This is a genomic window from Terrimonas sp. (genome assembly GCF_003075435.1).
In the GTDB taxonomy this organism is placed as follows: domain Bacteria; phylum Bacteroidota; class Bacteroidia; order Chitinophagales; family Chitinophagaceae; genus Agriterribacter.
The window spans coordinates 1-23,447 of record NZ_QCZJ01000004.1 but is presented as its reverse complement, the minus strand read 5'-3'; the positions used below and the strand labels follow the sequence as shown (position 1 = coordinate 23,447).

General features: G+C 40.4%; 19 protein-coding genes. 6 read left to right on the top strand and 13 right to left on the bottom strand.

The features are described 5' to 3' along the window. Positions 1-39: 39 nt before the first annotated feature. The 9 genes from DC498_RS06150 to DC498_RS06110 all read right to left on the bottom strand — a co-directional run bounded on the left by DC498_RS06150 (position 40) and on the right by DC498_RS06110 (position 12,319). Positions 40-813, bottom strand: a complete 774-nt coding sequence (locus tag DC498_RS06150; RefSeq protein WP_116873273.1) for a rhomboid family intramembrane serine protease — start codon at positions 811-813, stop codon at positions 40-42. 118 nt (positions 814-931) lie between these two features. After that, positions 932-2,272 carry a PhoPQ-activated pathogenicity-related family protein gene (locus DC498_RS06145; protein ID WP_116873272.1) on the bottom strand — a complete coding sequence of 447 codons (1,341 nt, stop codon included), beginning with the start codon at positions 2,270-2,272 and terminating at the stop codon, positions 932-934. Between the two features lie 177 nt (positions 2,273-2,449). Continuing rightward, positions 2,450-3,733, bottom strand: coding sequence for a hypothetical protein (locus tag DC498_RS06140; protein WP_206197540.1), 1,284 nt, complete (start codon positions 3,731-3,733; stop codon positions 2,450-2,452). Positions 3,734-3,837: 104 nt separating this feature from the next. Beyond that, complete coding sequence (locus DC498_RS06135; protein WP_116873271.1) at positions 3,838-5,523, bottom strand: SusD/RagB family nutrient-binding outer membrane lipoprotein; 1,686 nt, start codon at positions 5,521-5,523, stop codon at positions 3,838-3,840. 31 nt (positions 5,524-5,554) lie between these two features. Further along, positions 5,555-8,971: a SusC/RagA family TonB-linked outer membrane protein gene (locus tag DC498_RS06130; RefSeq protein WP_206197539.1), complete on the bottom strand. Its 3,417-nt coding sequence runs from the start codon at positions 8,969-8,971 to the stop codon at positions 5,555-5,557. 102 nt (positions 8,972-9,073) lie between these two features. Continuing rightward, a complete protein-coding gene (locus DC498_RS06125; protein WP_116873269.1) occupies positions 9,074-9,631 on the bottom strand; it encodes a hypothetical protein in 558 nt (185 codons plus the stop codon). 396 nt (positions 9,632-10,027) lie between these two features. Further along, a complete protein-coding gene (locus DC498_RS06120; RefSeq protein ID WP_116873268.1) occupies positions 10,028-10,618 on the bottom strand; it encodes an RNA polymerase sigma factor in 591 nt (196 codons plus the stop codon). Between the two features lie 189 nt (positions 10,619-10,807). Continuing rightward, positions 10,808-11,341 carry a hypothetical protein gene (locus DC498_RS06115; RefSeq protein WP_116873267.1) on the bottom strand — a complete coding sequence of 178 codons (534 nt, stop codon included), beginning with the start codon at positions 11,339-11,341 and terminating at the stop codon, positions 10,808-10,810. A 51-nt stretch (positions 11,342-11,392) separates the two neighbouring features. Further along, a complete protein-coding gene (locus DC498_RS06110) occupies positions 11,393-12,319 on the bottom strand; it encodes a hypothetical protein (RefSeq protein ID WP_116873266.1) in 927 nt (308 codons plus the stop codon). A 193-nt stretch (positions 12,320-12,512) separates the two neighbouring features. Here DC498_RS06110 and DC498_RS06105 point away from each other — a divergent pair, with 193 nt between their 5' ends. Beyond that, complete coding sequence (locus DC498_RS06105) at positions 12,513-13,013, top strand: GNAT family N-acetyltransferase (RefSeq protein WP_116873265.1); 501 nt, start codon at positions 12,513-12,515, stop codon at positions 13,011-13,013. Here DC498_RS06105 and DC498_RS06100 read toward each other — a convergent pair. The 3 genes from DC498_RS06100 to DC498_RS06090 all read right to left on the bottom strand — a co-directional run bounded on the left by DC498_RS06100 (position 13,008) and on the right by DC498_RS06090 (position 17,704). Beyond that, complete coding sequence (locus DC498_RS06100; RefSeq protein WP_116873264.1) at positions 13,008-15,218, bottom strand: DUF4954 family protein; 2,211 nt, start codon at positions 15,216-15,218, stop codon at positions 13,008-13,010. The two genes, DC498_RS06105 and DC498_RS06100, sit on opposite strands and share 6 nt — an antisense overlap. Positions 15,219-15,311: 93 nt before the next feature. Beyond that, positions 15,312-15,926 (bottom strand): YdeI/OmpD-associated family protein, encoded by a 615-nt coding sequence (locus DC498_RS06095; RefSeq protein WP_116873263.1) that lies wholly within the window; start codon positions 15,924-15,926, stop codon positions 15,312-15,314. A gap of 311 nt (positions 15,927-16,237) precedes the next feature. Then, positions 16,238-17,704 (bottom strand): gluconokinase, encoded by a 1,467-nt coding sequence (locus tag DC498_RS06090; RefSeq protein ID WP_116873262.1) that lies wholly within the window; start codon positions 17,702-17,704, stop codon positions 16,238-16,240. Positions 17,705-17,837: 133 nt separating this feature from the next. On the opposite strand from DC498_RS06090, the gene DC498_RS06085 reads away from it, so the two are divergent. From DC498_RS06085 to DC498_RS06065, 5 genes are all read left to right on the top strand, one after another. Further along, positions 17,838-19,583 (top strand): GMC oxidoreductase, encoded by a 1,746-nt coding sequence (locus DC498_RS06085; protein WP_116873261.1) that lies wholly within the window; start codon positions 17,838-17,840, stop codon positions 19,581-19,583. Between the two features lie 47 nt (positions 19,584-19,630). Further along, on the top strand, positions 19,631-20,308 hold the full coding sequence (locus tag DC498_RS06080; RefSeq protein WP_116873260.1) for a gluconate 2-dehydrogenase subunit 3 family protein: 678 nt from the start codon (positions 19,631-19,633) through the stop codon (positions 20,306-20,308). Between the two features lie 142 nt (positions 20,309-20,450). Further along, entirely contained in the window at positions 20,451-20,993 is a 543-nt protein-coding gene (locus DC498_RS06075) for a hypothetical protein (RefSeq protein WP_116873259.1), read from the top strand. Between the two features lie 50 nt (positions 20,994-21,043). Next, positions 21,044-21,922 (top strand): alpha/beta hydrolase, encoded by an 879-nt coding sequence (locus tag DC498_RS06070; protein WP_116873258.1) that lies wholly within the window; start codon positions 21,044-21,046, stop codon positions 21,920-21,922. Next, on the top strand, positions 21,922-22,947 hold the full coding sequence (locus DC498_RS06065) for an FAD:protein FMN transferase (RefSeq protein ID WP_116873257.1): 1,026 nt from the start codon (positions 21,922-21,924) through the stop codon (positions 22,945-22,947). Before DC498_RS06070 ends, DC498_RS06065 begins: the two co-directional genes overlap by 1 nt. 82 nt (positions 22,948-23,029) lie before the next feature. Here the strand turns inward: DC498_RS06065 and DC498_RS26745 are convergent, their stop codons facing one another. Continuing rightward, positions 23,030-23,182 carry a LuxR C-terminal-related transcriptional regulator gene (locus tag DC498_RS26745; protein WP_370443896.1) on the bottom strand — a complete coding sequence of 51 codons (153 nt, stop codon included), beginning with the start codon at positions 23,180-23,182 and terminating at the stop codon, positions 23,030-23,032. Positions 23,183-23,447 lie beyond the last annotated feature (265 nt).

Genomic DNA, 23,447 nt, shown 5'->3' with positions numbered 1-23,447 from the left:
AATTTCGGTAAAAATGATCAGATGACGGGAGATAATATTTCATCGTCTCACACGGGTAATATACGGCTCTTTAGCAACCGTTATTTTTACGGGATCAAAAAACTTAATGAGCAAAAAGCCTGCTATAAAACCGCCGATATGCGCGGCATAAGCCACGCCGCCAGATTCCTCGCCGCCCAGCATCCCCAATCCGCTTGTTACCTGGAATGCGATCCATAAACCTAACGCAAGAACAGCAGGAATAGAAACCCTGAAAATAAAGAAAAAGGCATGTACCCTGCGGGTTGGAAATAATAAAAGATATGCACCTAAAACGCCTGATATGGCGCCCGAAGCACCGAGACTGGGTACCAATGAATTTTGATTAAGCATTAATGTAGAGAATACATGGCTTAACGATGCTATCACTCCGCAAACCAGGTAAAACACAAGATACCTGAAATGACCAATCCTGTTTTCGATATTGTCTCCGAATATCCACAGGTATAGCATATTACCTGCCAGATGCGCCCATCCGCCATGCATAAACATTGAAGTAATTAAAGTGAAATATACAGATACAGGTGTAGGCTGCAAACCAGGCATCTCAAACTGACGCCCGGTATTGGGATCAATGATTAACTGTGGCTGCGTAATAATATCAGTACCTGTAATGATTTCCGCAGGCACTGTAGAAAAAGCATAGGTAAAATAAAGATTTGCTCCGCCTGCCTGTAAAAAAATAAACGCCAGGATGTTCAGCGCTATCAACAAATAATTGATATAGGGTGTCAGTGTTCTGTCTGAGTTATCATCACCTATAGGTATAAGCATAGCGGATATTTAGTGCCGAAAGGTAATGAATATCTGCTGCATAGTTACAAGTTTCAGGTTTGAAGTTTGTAGTTTATAGTTTGAAGTTTTGCAATAACTATAAACCACAAACTATAAACTACAATATCTTCTTCGTATCAGTCATAAACACACGTGTGCTTACCGTATATGTACCGCCATTAATATTCTTGTATTTCAGGTCAACATAAAATGCGCGAAAGCCGGATGCAGGTAAAGGTTCCGTAACTTTTATTTTACTTTTTCCGGATATTTTTAAATCGGAACTTGTCCATTTATCATTGCGGAAATCTGTATCAGGAGAATCGGCATGCCAGATTATCACATCAGTAAGCTCATCTTTTGTGGCTTTTATATTAAGCTTTACATTCTTTTTTGAAACAGTGGTCGTCCATTCGCATGCCGGATATGCAGCCCCTTGTAAGGTTGTTCCGAAAAATGCGCTTAATGCTTCAGTAGCCTGTTTACCACCGCCAAGATCATGCCCGGCATTAGGCACATAATGCAAAAGATTTTTACCCGGAATACTGTCAAGATAATTCTTAATATTATCAACCACCCAGTATTCATCATTGGTACCCATAAAGATCAGTTTGGGCATGATTAAGGTTTTTCTATAAGAATAAGGATCAACCATTGTAGTTACAGCAGCTCCGCTTTCGGTTTTTGCTGTTTGAGGTATGCCTAATTTTACATAATCTTCTATCTGTACACTATATCCACCCAAAGCCCTGATCTGGTAATCAAGACTAACAGGCATATTCAATATATCAATTACCATTGGTGCTATTGCCTGCGCTCTTTTATCATTTGCGCCGGTAAGCCAGGTTGTCCAGCCTCTTTTAGAAGCGCCGGTAACCACAAACCTGTTTACGGGTTTATTCAGTTCTTTTTTAGAAAATTCCTGTACGGCATCCATTGCCCTCACCGCACTTTTTACCATAGGAAATAGCAACGGCCATGAATAGTCGCCATCTTTTTTAAAATTATGCAGGGTAAACGATATCAAAGCATCTTCTGTAAGATCATCAAACAAAGGCTGATTAGGCGTTTGCCTGAGCACTGCCACAATAGCCTTATTTTTAACAGCCACCTGGCTCATGCTTGCATGCAGTTTATCATCCTTTCCGCTCCAATTGGGCATTCCATTTTTAACCGATCCGCCGGTTATAAACAATAAAGCGCCATCATAATTATTTTCATTCGGTACAAATACCGTAAGCTGGTGTTTCCAAACAATATTTCTCCATGTTTGAGAGGTAAGCAGCAACACATATGCTTTAGCATTGCCGGCATCCCAGGTTTCTTTTACTTCCCATGCAAAACTCGCATCGCCATTATGCAGGTAACTTTGCAGAGCAGTAGAAGGCGTAATAGCATTTTGCGCTATAATTAACTGACTGTATACAATTATAAAACTGGCTAATAATACTTTTTTCATCTATATTTTTTTGTTTAAGTTTTTTGAGCTATGGGCTGTGGCAGTCAGCTATCAACCGTCAGCTATGGGCTATGATTTTTGGGGGTTGCGTTGCCGGTTATCAGCATTTTATCAATTATTGCCTGACTAACCCTTACCATCTTTTACCCTTCACTTTCAACTTCCCACTTTCCACTTCTACCTTCCCTCTTCCCCCGGCGCCGGATTCTCTTTAACCATTTTCAAGGCTTCCTCAATATAAATATCGCCGGTATTTTCGCCCAAACTGGTTCTGCTTATATACTCATATTTTTTAAAACTGTTAAAGTCAACTTTGGTAAGCATATAGCCGAAGGCATCGTTTGTTAAGCCAAATAAAAACGGCTTTTTTGTTTTCATGTTCCGTTTTACGTAGTAGCCGATATTAGGCAGTGCTTCGCCGGGTATAGTGAGCACCTGCGCATCACCAATATTGAGTAAATTAATCTGCGTAGTTGCAGCATCCACACTGCTGTTGTTTGCAGCAAGATTTAAAGGTGAGTGCGTTAAAATATACTTCATGATATCAGCATCAATAGGAAAACTGACTTTTTTTGAAGTACAATAAATATCAGGATTTTGTTGAACAGGCGCATCCTGCACAATACGCAATGCCTCATCAGCCAATAATTCTCCAATACGAATACATTCTTTCCAGTCATTTGCTTCTCCACCATTTTCAAGCCTGTTATCCGCGGTTACCATTCCGCCCTGCGCACCATTCATAAAAACAGCAATCCCCCCTCCTCTTGATTCTATTCTGCTGTATAAAGGCCCGCATAAATCAGGACTTAAAATACCCTGCCGCGATCCTATCACCTCTGGATGAATCGCGTAATTAACCAGTGTGGCTATGGGTTTGCTTTTATTTTTTCCACCTGTTGCTATGGCTTGTATAACGCCGCAGCGCGGATCAAACAACTGGGGAGCATAATAGTTATAAGAAATTTTTCCTTTGGCTTCAGCCACAGCAATTTTAAGTGCAGCAGGTTCGAGTTTGCTCACTGCTTCATTAACAGCATCAGCAATTTGCTGTACGCACCAGTTGAGATATTTGAGATCAGCATATGATTTGCCATTTTCATCCGGAAATCCATAGGCATCTGGTGCACTATGCGTATGCGTTGCTCCTATTAAAATATTTTCCGGAGCAATTCCTTTAATTAAAGCCCTGGATTTATTTCCTAACACTGAAGGCCACCCTAAATTATCAACATTTACAATCGCTATCCTTGTTTTTCCTTTTTCAAAAACAATAGCACGTACAAATAGATCGCCCTGCTTTACAGTAGCAGGCTTTGGTGTGCCAATACCGCCGGAAACCGGCAGTAAAGGATCAGGTGTAATGATCCTTACTGCGGCTGCGGCTTTAAAGGTTTGGGTGTGGGCGTAAGGGATGAAACCAATTATACAGAGAAAATAAACAAATACTTTTTTATTCATCTTATTTGGGTTTTGAGGCGAATGGTGAAAGGTATAAGGTGTAGGGCAGAAGAGCGTGATTGCACTATCTAACCCTGGACCATAAACCTTCTGCCTCCTGTCTTCTACCAGGGTTTTCCTGTTCCTTTTACCACCCATGGCCTGGACCATGGACTGTTTTGCGATCCGTTGCCTCCAAAATTAGAGTACTGTGTACTTTCCAGTGTTTTGTTGGCAGCTTCAACATTGCTGTTATTGAGATTACGTTCTTCAATCGGGTAATAAAAGCGCAACGGTAATTCAGGCGCTACAGTACGTCCCTGCACACCGTGCAATTCAGGATACCCGGTTCTGCGCCAGTCAAACCATGCTTCTGTTGCCATACTCCAGCTGGCTATCCATTTTTGGGTAATGATCTGTTCCTGTGTTCCATCATATGCCACTTCAGATCCGGCAAGATAAGCCGGTGCCTGTGCCGCAATACCCCATGCATTAAATGATGCGGTAATAGCTGCATTATAACGTTCTTCAGCATCACCTGCGTTCCATCCTTTTTGTGCAGCTTCAGCAAGAATGAAATTCACTTCTGCCGCGGTTATTAATCTCACTTTCGTTCCATTAGCATCACCTTTTGAAAACCTGTCATTCACCCATGATACATGTGGATTTTTAGATGACTGTTGCGGATCAGGGCTTAAATTATAAGTTTGAGGTGCATTAAGCGCAACCGGTAATCCAACATAAAATGGATTTTGATTGATATCGCTTGCAGTTAAAACTTTTGATGATAAAAATGTTTGAGAAATTACTCTTACCCTGCTTCTCAGCACACCATCTATTACAGTATCCGATACAGTACGATCAACGTTTCCGGATAAACTTTCATCAAGATAGATAGATATCTTTACCGGAGCCGCCCACAAAGCAAGACGGGGATCATTTCTTTCAACCATCGCCTGAACAAGTGTATTACACATTTTAATACGACGGAAATTACTGCTATCTGATTGGGGGATAGCATAAGACGGCCATGAATCTGCATCGCTGTTGCCGGGAAAAGTCATGGTTGGCTCATCACTTACACTTGTAATGATAGGATATTTATCAGGATCTGCAACAATCTTCTCAATACCGGATTTAGCTACATCAGGCAGTTTTTCAGATATACGCATATAATACCGCAACGCAAGGGAGTTAGCAAACTTTCTCCATTTTAACGCATCTCCATTATAAAAAATATCTGCAGAACCTGTTGAACTATTAAACTGGCTTTCTGACAATAAATTATTGGCAGTGCTGAGATTAGATAAAATACTATCATAAACACTTTGCTGAGCGTCAAATGAAGGAAAAGTATTTTCAGCTCCGCCCAGGTCTGCTTTCAGCGCTTTTGAATAAGGAACATCTCCCCATAAATCAGTTAAAAGACCAAACATCAGGCTTTTCATTACCAATGAAATGCCCTGGTGAAGCGGATAACCAGACGCTACTGCTTTATCAAGTACAAACTGGTTGTTTCTTAAGATATCATAATAACCTGTCCAACTGTTGCTGTTGCCCCAGTCGTAGTTATTATGTCCTCCACCCCAGCCGTCTTTTTGAGTGTGTTGCATTACACCGGCAATATCTCCGTAACCAAGTGAAACAAATGCTCTTCCGGATTCGGATAAAACCGTTGCGAGAACAAGGTTAGGATTTGTTGTTGCAGGATCCGCACCATTAGGATTTTCGTTCAGTTCAATAAGATGCTTTTTGCACGAAAAACTGAATACTGAAAGAACCAGCACTGCTACTATATATATTTTTTTCATATTCGCTTAATTTAGGTATTCAACCAAAAGATTAAAATGTGATATTCAATTTAACGCCTACCGGTATTGACCATGGAGTAACATTATACCTTTCTATACCTTGTTTAAACTGTATACCTCCCTGTACTCCTGTGGTAGGCTGATACGCGTTTTCAGGATCAATTCCAATCTTGGCTTTAGTCCATAAAATAATATTGCGGCTGTAAACAGAGAAACTTACATCCTGCATTTTAATTGCTCTTACAAGCGAAGCGGGTAACGCATATGTAAGTGACAATTCTCTTAATTTAATATATGATGCAGAATATAATGTTGGTTCCATAAATTCCCAGGGGTTGCTTACTGCGTAAAGCATAGGAATGGTTTTATTGGGATTATTGGGGTCATCCAGTCCTAGGATATTTTCGCCGAGGTTTTCTGCATATCCGGTAGGGTTACCGTTAGCATCCCATCCGGTAGGATATACACCCGGTGCAAACAAACCACCATAAGGCAGGTTATAACCACCAATAATAACAGGGTAACTGGCACGCTCAGGCGAAGGCCAACCCACGCGCAGAAAACGACCGTTATGCACTTTGATCAATTCATCCTCATGCGCTACAAGATAATCTCTTAACTCCTTGCCCGACATAGTACCCGGATCTATAAAATTATCAAACTGGCTTGATGCCCTTCCATCTTCTATACCATACCTGTATGTTTGAGATACGAACTGACCGCCGTTTCTCCAGTCAAAAGTCATGCTCAACGTCCAGTTTTTCCAACTGATCGTGGTTTGAGCACCCATTATAAATCTTGGATTGAAATTGCCGATTTTATTACGCGTTGCCAAAGCATCAAGCTGAACCCATTTTGCACCATCTTCATTGCCATTATCAAGCAATGGATAACCATAATAAGGCGAAGACTTGTCTTCTACTACACGGAGCTTATTACCATATATATCTCCAACTTCTTCTCCCAAAAATGTATACGCGCCGCCTTTAGCATCAGACCAGTAAGTAAAATATGGCATCTCATCTGCCAGCTCCATCACCTTAGTGCGGTTGCGGGTGAGGTTTACGCTAACATCCCACCTCCAGTTTTTGGTTAATACCGGCGTACCGCCTAATGTTAACTCAATACCTGAACTCCTTAATAAACCCGCGTTGATATTCTTATAGCTTGCACCACTTGATGGCGGTAACCCTGTGCTGAATATCTGGTTCTTATTATCCACACTGTAATAGGTACCTGCAAAACGCAACCTGTTCTTAAACAAATTCACATCAAGCCCTAATTCGTATGAAGTTGCTGATTCAGGCAGCAGGTTTGCATTTAATAAGGTACCGGAAGTGGTTAAACGCGGAACATTATCCCATGTGCCGGCATTGTTTAAAACCTGCTTTAACTGGTAAGCGCCTGCATCGTTACCTGCCTGGGCATAACCACCCCGCAGTTTAATTAAATTGATCTTATCGGATCTTATACCCATCATTTCATTCACTAAAAGACTTAAAGAAGCGGATGGATAAAAGTATCCTTTAGCCCCGGGCAAAGTACTTGACCAGTCAGTACGACCACTCACATCAAGATATACCATATCCTTAAATCCAAATGTTGCCATTTCATATATACTATTTACCTGTTTCTCGTACCTGTAGCTACTAAAATCCAGGTTGGCGGGAAGTATGTTTTGTATAGTATACACACCGGGAACGATAAGACCTGTTCCATTTTTTGTTGCAGTTCTTTCACTGCCACCATTATTATAACGGCTGTTTCCTCCTACAGAAGCTGATATGGAGAAATCGCCTAATTCTTTTTTATAGTTTAAAAGAAACTCGGCATTGCTTTCGAAACTTTTAATATTGGTTATACCATAAGCACCCTGCGGATCGCTGGTATAACCATTTGCCATCTTGGTTTCTCTCTTCTCATCATAAGTATCCAACCCATACCTGAGCATCAGGCTCAAACCTTTGGTAAGTTGCCAGTCAGCTTTAAGATTTCCATAAACCCTGTCTCTTACAAAAGAGTTATTTACTTCGTATGCCAGGAACCAGGGGTTATTAAAGCTTGGGTGCTGGGATCTTACAGCAAGCCCTTCCTGCCCGGGTACCCAATAATCTTTCAGATCCATAATATTGGTATTGGCAGAAACCGCATAAGCCCATTGCAAAGGATTTGCACCTCTTTCGCCGGCAGGACGGTTATTGGAATTATTCCTGCTGACATCTATATTGGTACTTAGCCTGAAATTTTTGCTGACCTTCAGCGAAGAGTTTATGTTAAGTGTATTACGAAACAAATCAGAATTGGGAATAATACCACGGTTACGCATATTGGATAATGAAATGCGGTAATTGATATTTTCATTATTATTAGCTAATGAAACGCCGTTGGTAGTTGTGATACCCGTTTGCACAAAATTCTTTACATTGTTTTTATAAGAAACAAGTGGTATAGCAATCTGGTTACCGTTTTCATCTAATGGACTGTTCCATTGAATAGCATTATAGCCTTTATCCAGTTCCGGTCCACCGGCGCCGCCAGACTCATCAATGATCACATAGTCAGGGTTAAATCTTGGATCGCCCACGCCCAATGGATCAGTAAATAGATTACCTGAAATAGAAACCGGGATGGCGGGGAAAACACCACTGGCATACTTGGTTTGCCAGTTCAAAAATTTGTAAGGCTTATCAAAAACAGTATTGGAAATAAAATTTACCGTTGGCTTTTTAACGCTTTTGCCGGATTTAGTAGTGATCAGCACAACGCCGTTGCCTGCACGTGAGCCATACAAAGCCGCCGCGCTGGGACCTTTAAGAATGGATATATTTTCAATATCATCGGGGTTGATGCCTGCGATAGCATTTCCATAATCTACGCGGTTATCATTACCTACCTGCGAAACGTTATTTAAGGTATTGGCAATAGGCACGCCGTCAATCACAAAAAGCGGTTGATTATCGCTGCTCAGTGAAGTAGCACCACGAATGATCATGCTTACAGAAGATCCTGCGCCACCGGTTTGATTGATGGTTACGCCGGCAACTTTTCCCGACATTGCATTCAGCACATTCTCCTGTGCTACGCGGTTCATTTCTTTGCCTGCTACTTCTTCAACAGAATAGCCAAGCGATTTTTTAGCCCTTGTTATACCAAGCGCGGTAACTACCACACCGGAAAGCTCCTGCCCGGTATTTTCAATGGTTACCGCAATATTTGAGCGGCCGGCTACAGCAACTTCCTCAGTTTTGTAACCTACATAAGAAAATACAAGAATGCTGTTGGTATTTTTTACGTTCAGCGAAAAATTACCACTCCCGTCAGTGGTAGTAGCATTTTTAGTACCTTTTTCAGTAACAGTAACCCCGGCAACAGGTCCGTTTTCATCTGTTACCGAGCCACGTACGGTAAAGTCGCCCGCGACCGCGGTAAAACTTACAAATAGCAACATGCTAAAGAAAAGGGATAACCTGGTGATAAAACAACAAGTCCTCATAACAATTGATTAGTTTAATGGAAAGAATTTGTTTTCAAGTAAGAATTACAGTCCTGACTATTGCTTTTCAAGTAATAGTTTCATGGGAACATCACCTAAACCCGGAAGAGAAACAGATATGGCAAGGTTTAACTGAGATGCTGTGATATTATTGATCCAATGCGGATCCCGCTGATCCTTTTCAGGGAATAAGGCCAAGACAGAACCGTACACTTCCGAATCCCAGGTTCCATATCCGCCGGCCAGCAAACGGGTTCCGCCACCAAAATCAACAACCCCATCAACCTCATAACTTCCATCACTATTGAAATCATATATATTGTTGCGGGTATACACAAATGGATTAGCTCCCACCGCTCCAGTTAAAAGTGCATTAATGGTAGGATCATCCAGCATACTCATACCTTCTTTCAGCGGTATTTTTCCTACGCCGGGAACATTAACATTTGTGGATACGCCCAGTTGAATGTCTTTCTGTTTCCAACTGCCGGTTACCCATTCTTTTTTGATGGCGGCAAGGTCTGCTTTAGGTGCTTCATCTTTTTTACAAGACGAAAAAAACAATGTTGGAAAAAAAAGCAGTATTGCTGTAAATGTGTACAATTTTCTTTTCATGAGCAAACGGTTGAGTTTTGGTTAAATATTAAAATTTTTCAAAAAAACATTAATTATAGGTTCAGGTGTTCAGCATTGGCAGATTTCATAAAACAATAACTTATGAAACAAATACGATTGAATTGCCGGCAACAGTATCAATACCACAATACTCAAAAACACCCCTTTTCCCAAACCGTTCACTGGTAGCAATCGCCTGTATAAATTAAACCTCAATTTTATTCAAAATGGCATTGCTAACAAATGTTAATTATTACAAAAAGGATAGCAAAAATTATGATGGCTTTATCAATTCTTATGTACACTATTACCTCAATCTGAAATATTAAAAAAAAATAAAACCCGCCGGGATTAGTTGGCGGGTTTGTTTTATTAGAAATTCCAGGGGAAAAATACTTAAACCAGCAGCAATAGTATCGCTATTACCGGCACAACCGGCTGCATTTGCTTTCTCAGGTTAAGCATAGCCCGAAAAGCAAGATTATTTACTGATTGATAATTCATACATAATTTAACAGCTATCTGTTCATAAGTCAGTCCTTCAAAAAAACGGAGTTTAACTACCTGCTTCTGCCTGTTGGTGAGTTGTGATAATGCTTTGTATAAACGGTTTTTTTGCTCTGTTGCAAGGTCGGCCATAATAATAGACTGCTCTATATTATCATCATGATCAGTACCATGCTCGTTATCAGACAAAGTGTTGATCACCATTTTTGTTTTCACCTTTTTAAGGATAATGCTTTTTAAAACCTTGGCAAGATAGCTGTGGGAATGATTTACCTCACCTATGCTGTTGCGGTAATGCCAGATCTCAATGAACACTTCCTGTAAAGCGTCCTTTGCCAGCTCCCGGTTATCCGTCATTTTAAAAGCAGTGTGAAAGAGGCGGTCAATGTACGTGTCGTACAGGTATCCCAGCGCCTCGGGATTACCTTGTTTTAGTTCTTTCCAGCAAGCGGAATCGCTTTGAAATATACACTCCGGCATAGAGATTAAGCAGTTTTTGTTAAAGGGTTTTGTCCGTCACAAAGTCAACCAGATTTCAATGATCAAGATTATTCCAATTTCAAAAAACAGCCAATGTTAAATCTTACAAAAAAAATAGCAGAAATTATGAAATGAAAAAAGGAGGACTAAATGTTAGTCCTCCTTTAACGGAATATTATGCTTGTGTTATTATCTGAAAGTATAGCGGGCAGAAATACCTACGTTACCTGCATAAAATCCATTATAATAATCGTATGGTTTTATTAATGCAATCGTAGGCCTGATATCAGCAGATAAATTTAAAGGTATATTGCTGAATTTATAATCAACACCACCTGTTGGAAATACGCCTAGTCCAAACCCCTTGTAGTCATCATAGTTAGAGAAAGTATTAAATGCTGTTAAACCTCCACCAACAAACCAGCGAAAACCCTCAATAGAGCCAATTGGAAAATGATGCTGATACGATGCGGAGAATGAGAGGTTGAACCAATTGTAGGAAGAAACATAATGATAAGTGTAAGGTCTGAATCCAAGATTAAGCTCAAGCGCTCCCGGCTCTGTAAGAAAAGTTTTGTAAGAAGCAGCTATAATATCATAATACCCCCCGCCTGCGCGAAGACCTATTGCGCTTTTATAATTTCCACCATCCTGGGCGCTTGCATTTGATAAACCAAACGAAGCAATAACTACTACCGATGCATACATGAATACTTTTTTCATAACTATAATTTTATTCAATTAAATAATCCGGTTGCAAAAATACATTATAGCTTATTTTATGCCAAAATCATAAACGCGCGGGCTTGATCCCCCATTCGTTGCCGTTGCTCCTGCATACATAAAACCATACTCCCCGGCTTCCAGGGGCTTTTCAAAATATATTTCATAAATGCCTTTTTCCAGTCTTTTAAATTTAAAAGACGCTTTAAACTTATCATCTATCCCCTGCGCCTGTTCATAAGCGTTGGCAGATGCAGTGGTAACAGCTCTTGAATTCTTCACTTTTTTGTTTTCAAATTTGATCAGCAAAAACTCATTCGGGCTGCTTACACTTGCAAACCAGGTTGGCGCCTGGGCATTTAAGCTTTTATTTTCCGGATCAAAATAAAAATAAAATACCGGGCTGGCATTTTTAAACTGCACATTGGCTTCTGATCCGCTAACAGACATTACTTTACTTGATTTTGCAAATCCATAGCTTAATGCGGTTGCCCAATTGTTGTTTTTGGCCTGCGAAAACACAGTAGCTTCCAGCTCGTATATTTTGCCTTCCGAAGCCTGGTAATAATATATACCGCTTCCCTCCTGCTTCATCAGCGCTATAGCTTTTGATGAAGAAGCTGATGTGGTATAGGATTCCGCATCTTTACTCTCCGTAGATTTGGTGGCGGTTGAGGTGCTGGCAGCTGCAGGAACAGCTTGCGCAGCCGTGCTGGTTGCTGCACGCTTTGCAGACATCTTTTCTACCATGGCATTGATAACATCTTCCTCCACTCCCGCTTTTTTTAGCGCTATCAGCGACTTTGTATCCGTAGTGAATTTACAGGAAGAGCTTTCTATTTTGCTGATAATAATTTTTTTACTCATTCCCGCAGTGGTAAGGTCAACAACAGACTTATTATTGAGCACTTCGTTGATTTGGGCGGCTGCCAACAGCAGACAAAAGCTTAATGTGAAACTCAGCAGTAAAGACTTCATATCATTCTGGTTTGTAGTTAGAAAAAATCAAAGGGTTAAAAACTAAAAGGGTGTAATGTTTTCAATCATATATTGATTGTATGCTAAAATTAGCTGCTCAATATCTAAATCAAAACAGCTGTTTATTATTCGCCTGCTTTAATTGATTATTTGTTTGAATTACCCCAACTTGCGGAAAAAAGGAATACCAGCCATGGTCTCATTCAAAAAAGCCGGCATAGAAGATATCGCTTTGATAAGGGAGCTTTCCCTTAAAATATGGCCTCAAACTTATTCGGCAATATTAACACCTGTTCAAATGGATTACATGCTGGAGATGATGTACAGCCCGTCATCCCTTAATGAACAAATGGTGCAGAAACAGCATATTTTTATTATAGCTTATCATAATGAAGAGGCGGTAGGATTCGCTTCCTATTCTCATACAGATGCATCAGCCGGCAGCCATTACAGGTTGCATAAAATTTATGTGTTACCGTCAATGCAGGGTACAGGATTGGGAAAAAAAATGATCGAACACATCATCAGTATTATCATCCCGCTTGGCGCTGTATCTCTTGAGCTTAATGTAAACCGCCACAATAAAGCCAAAGGCTTTTATGAGAAACAGGGCTTCAGCATTGTCAGAGAAGAAGATATTGATATTGGCAATGGCTATTTTATGAATGATTATATAATGAAAAAAACATTATAACCTGAAATCAGTTATAAGGCGATTCACTGTTTTCTTAAAATCTTTTAATTCCTTTTTCTGCAGGTTTATAAAACTGTTATCTTCCAGCCTGCCCCATACTTTCTCCATCTCTTCTTTATTATCAAATACCATAAGCCTGAAGGGATTGGTATAATCTTTTTCGCGGGATTCGTATATGCCTTTTGTCAGCCATTCTTTTGTACGAACAGCTGCAACCAATAAATCCTTAAAACAGGCAGCATTAAATCTGTTCCCGGATATTCCTGATATTACCGACCAACTTGCCAGCGCATGCGCTAATTTATATTCATCATACAATTCACCCTGTATCTTATAAAATTGATGTACATCGTCCCAACTCTTTATTTTTCCTGTATGTACCTGCTTTCTGAATTTCATTACTTCTGCCACAGGAATTAGCTGCCCTCCCACATTAAGCCAGTCTTTTATCCTGTTGGTAAAATGCACGCTTCTTTTTAGTGAAGGGAAACTGCTGATATTATTAACCTGTATATAATTGATCAACTGCCCGGTAGTGTAATAAGTTACCAGGTCAAGGAAAATGGTATAGGCCTGCTGTACTTTAATAAGAATTACCTTCCTGTCACTGTTTTCAAATCCTTCTCCCAAAATTTCCAAAGTGTCAATAACAGGATCATTCGCTTCCAATAGTTTTTTGCCTGTTTTAATATACCAGCTATCCTGCTTCCCTGTATTGCCTGTTTGCTTCGCATGGGCTTTACCGGTATACAAGCATAAAAGATCAACAGCATTCACCATTTCATGAATACTGTCAGGAGCCAATGCATCAAATTCCAGCCGCTGTTCTTTTTCAATTCTTGCATCCCTGTCATTATATTTCCACCCGTTTCTTGCTATGGCATACAAATTATACATAAACCAGTATGCCGGCATTACCACCAACTGATCATTAGCCATATCATTGCTTATTAAAGCAAAAGGAACAGGTATATTCAGCTCGGCAGGGTAATCTCCTTTTGCAAGTATATTGAATGAGGCAAATTTTGAATTATGCTTGAGGCTTACACATAAGCCCGGCCAAAACCCCCTCCCGGCAATCAGTTCACCATCCGGGCTTCTTGAGTTATGATTGGAGCCGATAGTTGCTCCTGCCGCCATATTGCTTTGCCCCATTACCGTGGCTGCACATAAAAAAGAATTGTTGTGGTGCTGTTCATGCGAGGGAAATATTAATGAATTCAGTACCTCGCAACAAGAGATGGTTGAATTATTGCCAAGATAAGAATTGATCAGCCTTGCACCATACTTTAACTGCGAGTGAGATGCCATAATGAACCGGATAGCTTTTACCCCGTAAAATGATTTGCATCCTAATCCCATCACACCGTTTACCATTTCACAGCCTTCTCCAATTTGCGAAGGCGCTTCAGCGGATGAATTAACCGTAAGGTTTTTCAGTTTATTGGCGCCTTTTATATAAGCGTCTGAGCCAATCCATACATCCTTAATAATATTGGTATTCTTAATAATTGTTCTGTCGCCTATCTTACCATAATACCCTCTTTGCACATCATACTCTGCCTGTGTAAAGGCTTTGAATTTTTCAAGCATCACTTCATCATCCCTGTATTTTGACCACAACCAGGCATCACCGGGCAACATCCTTGTAAAGGGAATGACTTTTCTTCCACCGTTTTCATTACATATCTCCAGCCAGATACGGATACTCTCAGATTCACCGTCTTTAATAATACCATTGCCAAACTTGGCAGCGCTTGTTGTTGCCAATTCGCTGATATTAACAAGTATAACTTCGCTCCCGATAATATAATGTGAGAGATAGTTAACATTATCCACAACCACATTATCACCAAAATCGCAACTGATGATGGTGCTGTTGTATAAACCTACCGGCATACGGAGATTATGATATTCAAGAAAGCAGGCTTCCAGCTTCCCTATTCTTACCAATCCAAAAAATTTGCAGTTCTTTACCAGTTCAGGATCGAAAGCGTCTGACACTAATATTTTATTCCAGTTGTCAGAGGTATTCCTGTTGCGCACCAGCACTTCAATCTCCCATGCGGTAAGTTCGCGGTAATCAATACCACTCCTGTTTTGAATATTGCGCAAGTGATATTCATCTTTACCCTCAGGAAGATATTCAGGTGCTATAAAATTATAACCAAGAGAATCTATACTTCTTTTAGTGATGTGGTTCATGTGGAAATTTAAAATTTGAAATTCTCAATTTGAGATTGAGAGGAAGTTGCAGATATTGAAAATAACTGGAATTCACTATTAACTATTTCCTTTTTACCGCTCATACTTCCAGTTTCTTGATTTCCCTTCTTTCAACCACTCAATCATTGTTTCAATACGTTTATTCCTTGTGGGCGCTGTTTTTGCTTCGGTTATCCATTGCAGGTATTCTTTGCGGTGGCTCGGGGCAAATGCATTAAAAGCTTCCAGTGCTTTTTTATGCTTCTGTAAAGCTTTTTGCACATCATCGGGAACCTCTAGAGGTGCTGCCAACTTTGTTTTGGTTTTAGACGGGAGTTGCACGCTGTCTTCATTTAGTTTTGCCGCTTGCTTTATATAAGCTGTAAATATCTTGTCCGAAGGAAGGTCTTCAGGAGAAGTAATCTTATTAAAATGCCCCATTGATGCTTTTTCTCCGATATGAAGGATTTTCTCCGGGTCTTTCATGATAGAAGCTTTCCAGAAGCCGAATGCGCAATGCTGTTTAAATGCAGCCATACTGCATAATATAGCGCCCTTATATTCAAAATGCGGAAATCCCCATTTAATGGTTTCTTCAACATCAGGACATGCTTTGTACACCACAGTTCTTATATGTTGCAGAATTGGTTGCGCAAATGGCTGCGCTTTGGCAATATACGCATCAATACGTTTATCAGTAGTTGGCATACCATTGATTTATCTTTAAAGATACTTTGATTAATGCCATGAATTCAGTAATATTTTTCATCCTCTTACACAAATCAAATTCCACATGTGCATTTTGTATAACCATTAAGAAATTAAGAAGATTAAGGATACCGGATAATTGGTCTTAATATCTCTTAACTCCTTAATGGTTGTAGTCCTGAATCATTCTACACAGGGAACGTGGAAATTCGTGGCAGTCAAAACGAGGCAGATCACACTAATGAATCAGATAAGACGGAAATTCACAGAATTTATACGCGTTAATCCATAACATCCGCATGTTCTGTACATTATCGTGTTGCAAAGTGATGCTTCAATGTTTCATACAGCGCACAGAATTTTTCAAACCTTTCATTATAAATATCATGCTGCTCCCTTACAGGCTCAAATATTTGACCTCCTGCAGCTGTTTTATTCTGCGATACTTCTTTTATCAATCCCGCTGCATACATTCCCAGTTGAACAGCGCCTGTCGCAGATGCATCAGCAATATCTGATACAATAACTTTTTTATTAAAAATATCCGCGACCATCTGCACCCAGAAAGCTGACTTTGTAAAACCACCGCTCACATAAATTGTGCTGATATGCTTATTGTTTTTTGCGATTTCGCAAAACACATCATACAATCCAAAACCTATTCCTTCAATCACTGCACGCACAAAATGTGTTTTATTATGAAGACTGTTTATTCCAAAAAAAACGCCCCGTGCCGATGCATTCCATACCGGCGCACGTTCTCCCTGCAGGTAAGGCAGAAAAACCAGTCCATCCGCGCCTGCATGTATAGCAGCAGCTTTTTCTACCAAAGTTTCATAATTGCCATCTGTAAAATTTTGTGCATACCATTGCAAAACATTTCCACCATTATTTACAGCGCCTCCTTTTACGTACAAATTTTTCAATACCGGGTAACAGAATAGCGCCGGCTTTTCGCTTAATACAGGTTGGGACAACGTAATACGAACCGCTCCGCTGGTGCCAATAGTAAGTGTCGCTTCATTTTCTTCAAAAACACCGCTGCCTATATTGGCAAGGCAACCATCGCTTGAGCCGATAATAAAGGGAATGCTTTTGTGCAAGCCAAACTGCTTAATATATTCTTTACCCAAAGCAGTTTCCGTATGTGTAACCGGTACTATCTCAGAAAGCTTATCGCTGGTTATACCAGCAATACCCAATGCTGTTTTGCTCCATTGCAGGTTATGAACATGCTGCATACCTGTTGCCGCGGCAATGGAATGATCAATGATATATTTACCAAACCATTTAAAAAAAAGATATTCTTTAATTGAAATGAATTTTGCAGTTTGGTTAAATACCTCAGGCATTTCCTGTTTCAGCCAAAGTATTTTACATAAAGGTAAGGAGGGATGAACGGGCACTGCCACTTCCTGGTAAAATGCTTTTTCATCAATCTTTTCTTTTATTGCTGTTGCCTGTTGCTCACTCCGGGTATCTCCCCATAAAATGGCATTTGTCAGCGGCACACCGTTTACATCAACCGCAATAATGCTGTGCATAGCCGAGCTGAAACAAACTCCCTTAATATCTGAAACAGGTAGTACAGCAAATGCTTTTTGGAGCAACTTGTTAACAGATTGTAAAACAAGTTCAGGATCCTGTTCAATTTTTTTATCAGATAGCTGCATGACCGGGCAGGCGCAACTCTGGTTTAATAAAATCTTCCCTTTATCATCTCCTGCAACAAGCTTAATATTAGTAGTGCCAATATCAACACCAATAATTATTGCCATCAGTTATATTTTTTCAAATATATACTATCATTATTTCTGATCTCAGGTAAAATTTCGGCAGGATTGGTTTTGATTATCTGATAATGTACTACATTTAGGCACACTTTTAAAGAACGTTTAATTCAATTTCGACATGGGAGATTTCCAGATTAAAAAAAGCGCCAAAAAGTATGATGTAGTGATTGTTGGATCCGGTGCGGGTGGCGGTATGGCCGCCTATATTTTAGCAAAAGCAGGCGTAAAGGTTTGCTTGCTTGAAGCAGGTGTTTTGTTTGACCCCAAAAAAGATGTTACGCAATTCAAATGGCCTTATGAATCTCCGCGCAGAGGTGCCAGCACCAATTTTCGCCCATTTGGTGATTTTGATGCCTGCTATGGTGGCTGGGAAATTGACGGCGAACCATACACTAAAGCTTCCGGCACACAATGGGATTGGTTTCGTGCACGCATGATGGGTGGCCGTACCAACCACTGGGGGCGCATCTCGCTCCGTTTTGGGCCAAAAGATTTTAAAAGAAAAAGCATTGATGGTCTTGGAGAAGACTGGCCGATCAGCTATGATGATATTAAACCTTTTTACGACAGGGTAGATAAATTGATTGGTGTATTTGGCACCAACGAAGGGTTGGAAAATGATCCTGATGGTTTTTTTCTACCTCCTCCCAAACCAAGATTGCATGAGCTTTTTATAAGAGATGCTGCAACAAAAGCGAATGTGCGTGTTATACCAGGCCGCCTTTCAATGCTTACCAAACCACTGCCCGATAATAAAGACAGGGGTAATTGTGTTTTTTGTGGACAGTGCGGAAGATCCTGCCAGTTTTATGCGGATTTCACTTCTGGCTCAGTATTGGTAAATCCTGCGCTGGCTACAGGCAATATTGATGTTGTTGCCAATGCAATGGCGCGTGAAGTGCTTACAGATGAAAACGGGAAAGCAACAGGTGTTTCTTATGTAAGCAAGGAAGATATGAATGAATACCAGGTTGACGCAAGAGTGGTAATTCTTGCTGCCAGCGCCTGCGAATCTTCAAGGCTGATGCTCAACTCAAAATCAAAAGCTCATCCCAACGGAATTTCTAATTCGAGCGATGTGGTTGGCCGCTACCTGCACGATTCAACAGGGTCCGCGCTTGGCGGCTACCTGCCCAAACTTTTCGGAAGAAAAAGATATAATGAGGACGGCGTAGGCGGCATGCACGTATACTCACCCTGGTGGGGTGATAATAAAAAACTGGATTTCCCGAGAGGTTATCATATAGAATATTGGGGCGGTATGGGAATGCCGGCTTATGGTTTCGGCATGGGTATACAGAGCCAGAATGGCGACTACGCTGTGAATGGTAAAAAGAAAGAAGCCGGTGGTTACGGCGCTTCGCTTAAAGAAGATCAACGCTTCTTTTATGGTGCGGGTGTAGGGATGGCTGGACGCGGAGAGGCAGTGCCCCGCTTTGAAAACCGCTGTGAAATTGATCCTAATGTAGTTGACAGGTATGGTATACCTGTTTTGCGCTTTAATGTAAAATGGAGCGACTATGAAAGAAAACAGGCAAAGCACATGATTGAAACCTTTAAAGAGATCATGCACAATATGGGCGCTGTTATTACATGGGGAGGAAATGTGGGCCCGGAAAATGATTATGGTTTGGAAAGCCCCGGGAAGATCATTCATGAAGGCGGTACGGCAAGAATGGGCAGTGATCCTAAAACATCAGCACTGAACAAATGGAACCAGGCACACGAGTGCAAGAATTTATTTGTGGTTGATGGCGCAGCGTTTACATCGCAGGCTGATAAAAATATTACATGGACAATTCTTGCATTATCCATGCGTGCTTCAGAGTATATTATTGATGAAATGAAAAAACAAAATCTCTGATCTCATCTCAAACAAAACAACATTGTTCATTTTAAAAATATTTAACAATGGATAGAAGAAAATATTTAAAGATAATAGGTGTAGGTTCTTTGTCATCTTCCGTTTTATTAGATGCCTGTAAACTTTCTGATAAAAAGCCGGCAGACAACTCAACTGCTCCTGCGGCCGGCTCTGCTGATGCTGCCGCGGGACCTGCAAGACAACCGGAGGAAATTGAACACTATAAAAATGTAATATCTTCAACATTTTTTACAGAACATGAAATGGCTACTATCGCCATTCTTTCTGATATTATTATACCCAAAGACGACGTAAGTGGCAACGCTACGGAAGCAAAGGTTCCCGACTTTATTGAGTTTATTGTAAAAGATATGCCGCATTACCAGGTACCGGTGCGTGGTGGTTTAAGATGGCTTGACAGGGAAAGCCAGATACGCTTTCAAAAAAATTTCAAAGATTGTGATAACGTTCAAAGAATACAGATAGTGGACGACATCGCGTATCCCAGGAAAGCAAAGCCTTCCATGTCGCAGGGGGTTTCTTTTTTCAATACAATGAGAGACCTGGTGTGTACCGGCTTTTATACTACTGAAATTGGAATAAAAGATATAGGGTATGCCGGCAACCAGCCTAATCAGTGGAATGGCGTTCCTGATGACGTATTGAAACAATATGGTGTAGCTTATACTGAAAAGGATATGAAAGAGTGCGCATCATATACATAATATTAGTGAAACGTGAAACGATAGACCGTAGGATAAGGAATGGAGAACATTCGCGCATCTCACGTTTATCGTTTGTCGTTTCACGTTAACACCATGTATTATAACCCACTGCATTATTGACTCAGCTATCAAAACATTTACTATGGCAAAATATCTGTTATTTCTTATTGTAGTAATTGCGCTCTTTTCGTGCAGCAAAAAATACAATCCTGCTAATACTCCTTTTGCTATTTATCATCCTATACCGGAAGGTGATGTGCGGAAGCTGGAAAAAGGTGTTACCACACTTTCTGATGTAATAAAAATTTTCGGGCAGCCTGCAAAAAACAGCATCAGCGACAGGGGAGACAGATACGTGTACGGATATTTAGGTGATACACTTACTGTTAATATTGACAGTAGCCAGACCGTAAGCAGTTTCCTGTTTCGCCCGGCAGTATTTGAGCCGGTTTCGGGCAATCCTGACAACATGAACAGGAGTATTAAAGAAAGCAAGGTGAGAAAAATAGAAACCTACAATACCCATCGCGGGCAACTGGATGCATGGTTCAGACCGGCAAATAAAAAAGAAACCAACCAGCAAAGAAACCGGTATACTTATATAAGGCGTAATGGTACATTAACAGTATATACGCTGAATAACTATGAAGACCGCGTGCTCAGCTACACTTTTGAACCGAAATAACGGTAAAGTATAGCCGTAGTATTTGTAAAAATGCATTTTAAATACAATAGATGAAAAAGATTGCCTTAATATATGCTGCATTCTTCTTAACGTGCAGTGTATTTGCCCAGCAAACAGGAAAGGTTATTGAGGAAAATACTATCGGCAGTAAAATTTTGGGTAGAAGTGTAAAGTATACTATTTATTTCCCTCCGGATTATGATTATTCCCAAAGAGCCTATCCTGTAGTTTACCTGCTGCACGGATATACGGATGACAATACAGGCTGGCTGCAGTTTGGCGAAATAAACCGCTATGCTGATAAAGCGATACTTGACGGTACTATTCCGCCCATGATCATTGTAATGCCTAATGGCGATTCAAGCTGGTATATCAATTCATATGATGGTAAAGAAAAGTATGAAGATTTTTTTGTGAAAGAATTTATTCCGGGGATAGAGCAACAATACCGGATTAAAAGTGAAAAGAGATACAGGGGCATTGCAGGTTTATCAATGGGCGGATACGGCACTATGATATATGCGTTAAAATATCCTGAACTGTTTGCTGCAGCTGCACCTTTAAGTGCAGGTATTTTTGGTGATGAAGAAATGACAATGATGCCTGAATCGCAATGGAGTATCATCTTTGCTCCTTTATTCGGAAAAAACCTTAAAGGAAAAGACCGGTTGAATAAAGCCTGGTACGATAATTCTGTTTTAAGCATTATTGATAAAAAAAACGGCGCCGACCTTAATAAAGTGCGTTACTGGATTGACTGCGGCGATGATGATTTTTTGTTTAACGGAAATTCCCTGTTGCATATAGCGTTAAAAAAGAAATTGGTTAAACATGAATATCGCGTTCGGGACGGGGGACATACCTGGGAATACTGGCGCACCGGCATAACTGACGCGCTTAAATTTATCGGGGAAAGCTTTCACCAGTAATGAAGAGATTTACAAGTTCAGCATCTTATCCTGTTTTGATGTTATGCATTTTGCTGACATCGTTTTCCGCCAAAAATAATATTCAAAAAATTCAGCTTGCCGGCTTTGCACAAGGCACCACCTGGCATATTACTTATTACGCGGAAGATAGTATCGCAACCAAAAAACAGGTGGACAGTATACTTAATAAATTAGACAGCTCGCTTTCTATTTATAAAAAATATTCCCTGATCAGCACCTTTAACCGGGCAAAAAAGGGAATTACCATAGATGATCATTTTGCTGCTGTTATTAGAAAATCAATTGAAGTCTGGCAATCATCTGGTGGGTTATTTGATATTACTGTAATGCCGTTAGTGCAGGCATGGGGTTTCGGCACAAAAGATGTGCACCAGTACCCGGATTCAGCAAAAATAAAATTGCTGCTTAAATGCACCGGCACAGATAAAATAACGCTCCGTAAAAATTATCTCTCTAAAAAAAAGCCTTGTTTAACCATTGATGTAAACGGCATAGCCCAGGGCTACAGTGTAGATGTGATTGCCGGTTTTTTTGAAAAAAATAATATTCATAATTATCTCGTAGAAATTGGCGGTGAAATACGTGTTAAGGGAAGAAAGCTTCCGGAAAATGAAAAGATGAAAATAGGTATTGAGGCACCGGGTGATTATGATGAAACAACGCCTTCCATTTTGCAAAAAATTGTTACGCTTGAAGATGGTGCTATTACTACATCAGGCAGCTATAGAAAATTCCACGAAAGCAACGGGAAAAAATTCAGCCATACTATAAATCCAGAAACAGGTTTTCCTGTGCAAAATGAATTGATCAGCGTAACTGTTTTTGCCAATGACGCTATGACTGCGGATGCTTATGACAATGTATTATTAGCAATGGGGCTTACAAAAGCAATGGAATTTGTAGAAAAAAGAAATGATATGAGCGCGTATTTTATCTATAAACAACCAGACGGAAGTATAGCAGATACCGCGAGTACGAAGTTTATGAAACTGATCAGCAAATAACATTGCAGTTGCAGATTCCAGGTTCCTCAGGTTTCTCTCATCTCCCCACACTATTGCCTGTTCACCATTGCCCATTCACTATTCACCTGCTCATTGCCAACGGCTGATTGCTTATGCCCTGTTCAACGAGCTTATGCTTTAGTGCAAATAATATCAGCTCTGTCTTGTTTTTCAGCCCAAACTTTTTAAATAAGGTCTCCCTGTAATCTTCAACGGTGTAAGGACTTATGTGCATTTTAGCTGCAGCCGCGGAGATATGACAGGGCGGGTATACAACTTCACCATATAGCGCCAGCATATTCACTCATGAAATAAAGCCTGTTAAAAATACTCCGGTAGCAGTCGCAAGCGTCCCGCTTGTGCCGATAAATTCAAGTTTCAATTACTTTTAGAAATTATTTACTACAGCAGCGCAAGAGATTTTTATGGCAAAAGGGCTTGATTGTATAAACGGCACAAGCGAGACGTGGCTGTTGCACAACTAACGCACATATTGTGGA

Coding starts and splice junctions, on each gene's coding strand:
- DC498_RS06150 (WP_116873273.1), bottom strand. CDS start 813: ATGCTTATACCTATAGGTGATGATAACTCAGACAGAACACTGACACCC.
- DC498_RS06145 (WP_116873272.1), bottom strand. CDS start 2,272: ATGAAAAAAGTATTATTAGCCAGTTTTATAATTGTATACAGTCAGTTA.
- DC498_RS06140 (WP_206197540.1), bottom strand. CDS start 3,733: ATGAATAAAAAAGTATTTGTTTATTTTCTCTGTATAATTGGTTTCATC.
- DC498_RS06135 (WP_116873271.1), bottom strand. CDS start 5,523: ATGAAAAAAATATATATAGTAGCAGTGCTGGTTCTTTCAGTATTCAGT.
- DC498_RS06130 (WP_206197539.1), bottom strand. CDS start 8,971: ATGTTGCTATTTGTAAGTTTTACCGCGGTCGCGGGCGACTTTACCGTA.
- DC498_RS06125 (WP_116873269.1), bottom strand. CDS start 9,631: ATGAAAAGAAAATTGTACACATTTACAGCAATACTGCTTTTTTTTCCA.
- DC498_RS06120 (WP_116873268.1), bottom strand. CDS start 10,618: ATGCCGGAGTGTATATTTCAAAGCGATTCCGCTTGCTGGAAAGAACTA.
- DC498_RS06115 (WP_116873267.1), bottom strand. CDS start 11,341: ATGAAAAAAGTATTCATGTATGCATCGGTAGTAGTTATTGCTTCGTTT.
- DC498_RS06110 (WP_116873266.1), bottom strand. CDS start 12,319: ATGAAGTCTTTACTGCTGAGTTTCACATTAAGCTTTTGTCTGCTGTTG.
- DC498_RS06105 (WP_116873265.1), top strand. CDS start 12,513: ATGGTCTCATTCAAAAAAGCCGGCATAGAAGATATCGCTTTGATAAGG.
- DC498_RS06100 (WP_116873264.1), bottom strand. CDS start 15,218: ATGAACCACATCACTAAAAGAAGTATAGATTCTCTTGGTTATAATTTT.
- DC498_RS06095 (WP_116873263.1), bottom strand. CDS start 15,926: ATGCCAACTACTGATAAACGTATTGATGCGTATATTGCCAAAGCGCAG.
- DC498_RS06090 (WP_116873262.1), bottom strand. CDS start 17,704: ATGGCAATAATTATTGGTGTTGATATTGGCACTACTAATATTAAGCTT.
- DC498_RS06085 (WP_116873261.1), top strand. CDS start 17,838: ATGGGAGATTTCCAGATTAAAAAAAGCGCCAAAAAGTATGATGTAGTG.
- DC498_RS06080 (WP_116873260.1), top strand. CDS start 19,631: ATGGATAGAAGAAAATATTTAAAGATAATAGGTGTAGGTTCTTTGTCA.
- DC498_RS06075 (WP_116873259.1), top strand. CDS start 20,451: ATGGCAAAATATCTGTTATTTCTTATTGTAGTAATTGCGCTCTTTTCG.
- DC498_RS06070 (WP_116873258.1), top strand. CDS start 21,044: ATGAAAAAGATTGCCTTAATATATGCTGCATTCTTCTTAACGTGCAGT.
- DC498_RS06065 (WP_116873257.1), top strand. CDS start 21,922: ATGAAGAGATTTACAAGTTCAGCATCTTATCCTGTTTTGATGTTATGC.
- DC498_RS26745 (WP_370443896.1), bottom strand. CDS start 23,182: ATGCACATAAGTCCTTACACCGTTGAAGATTACAGGGAGACCTTATTT.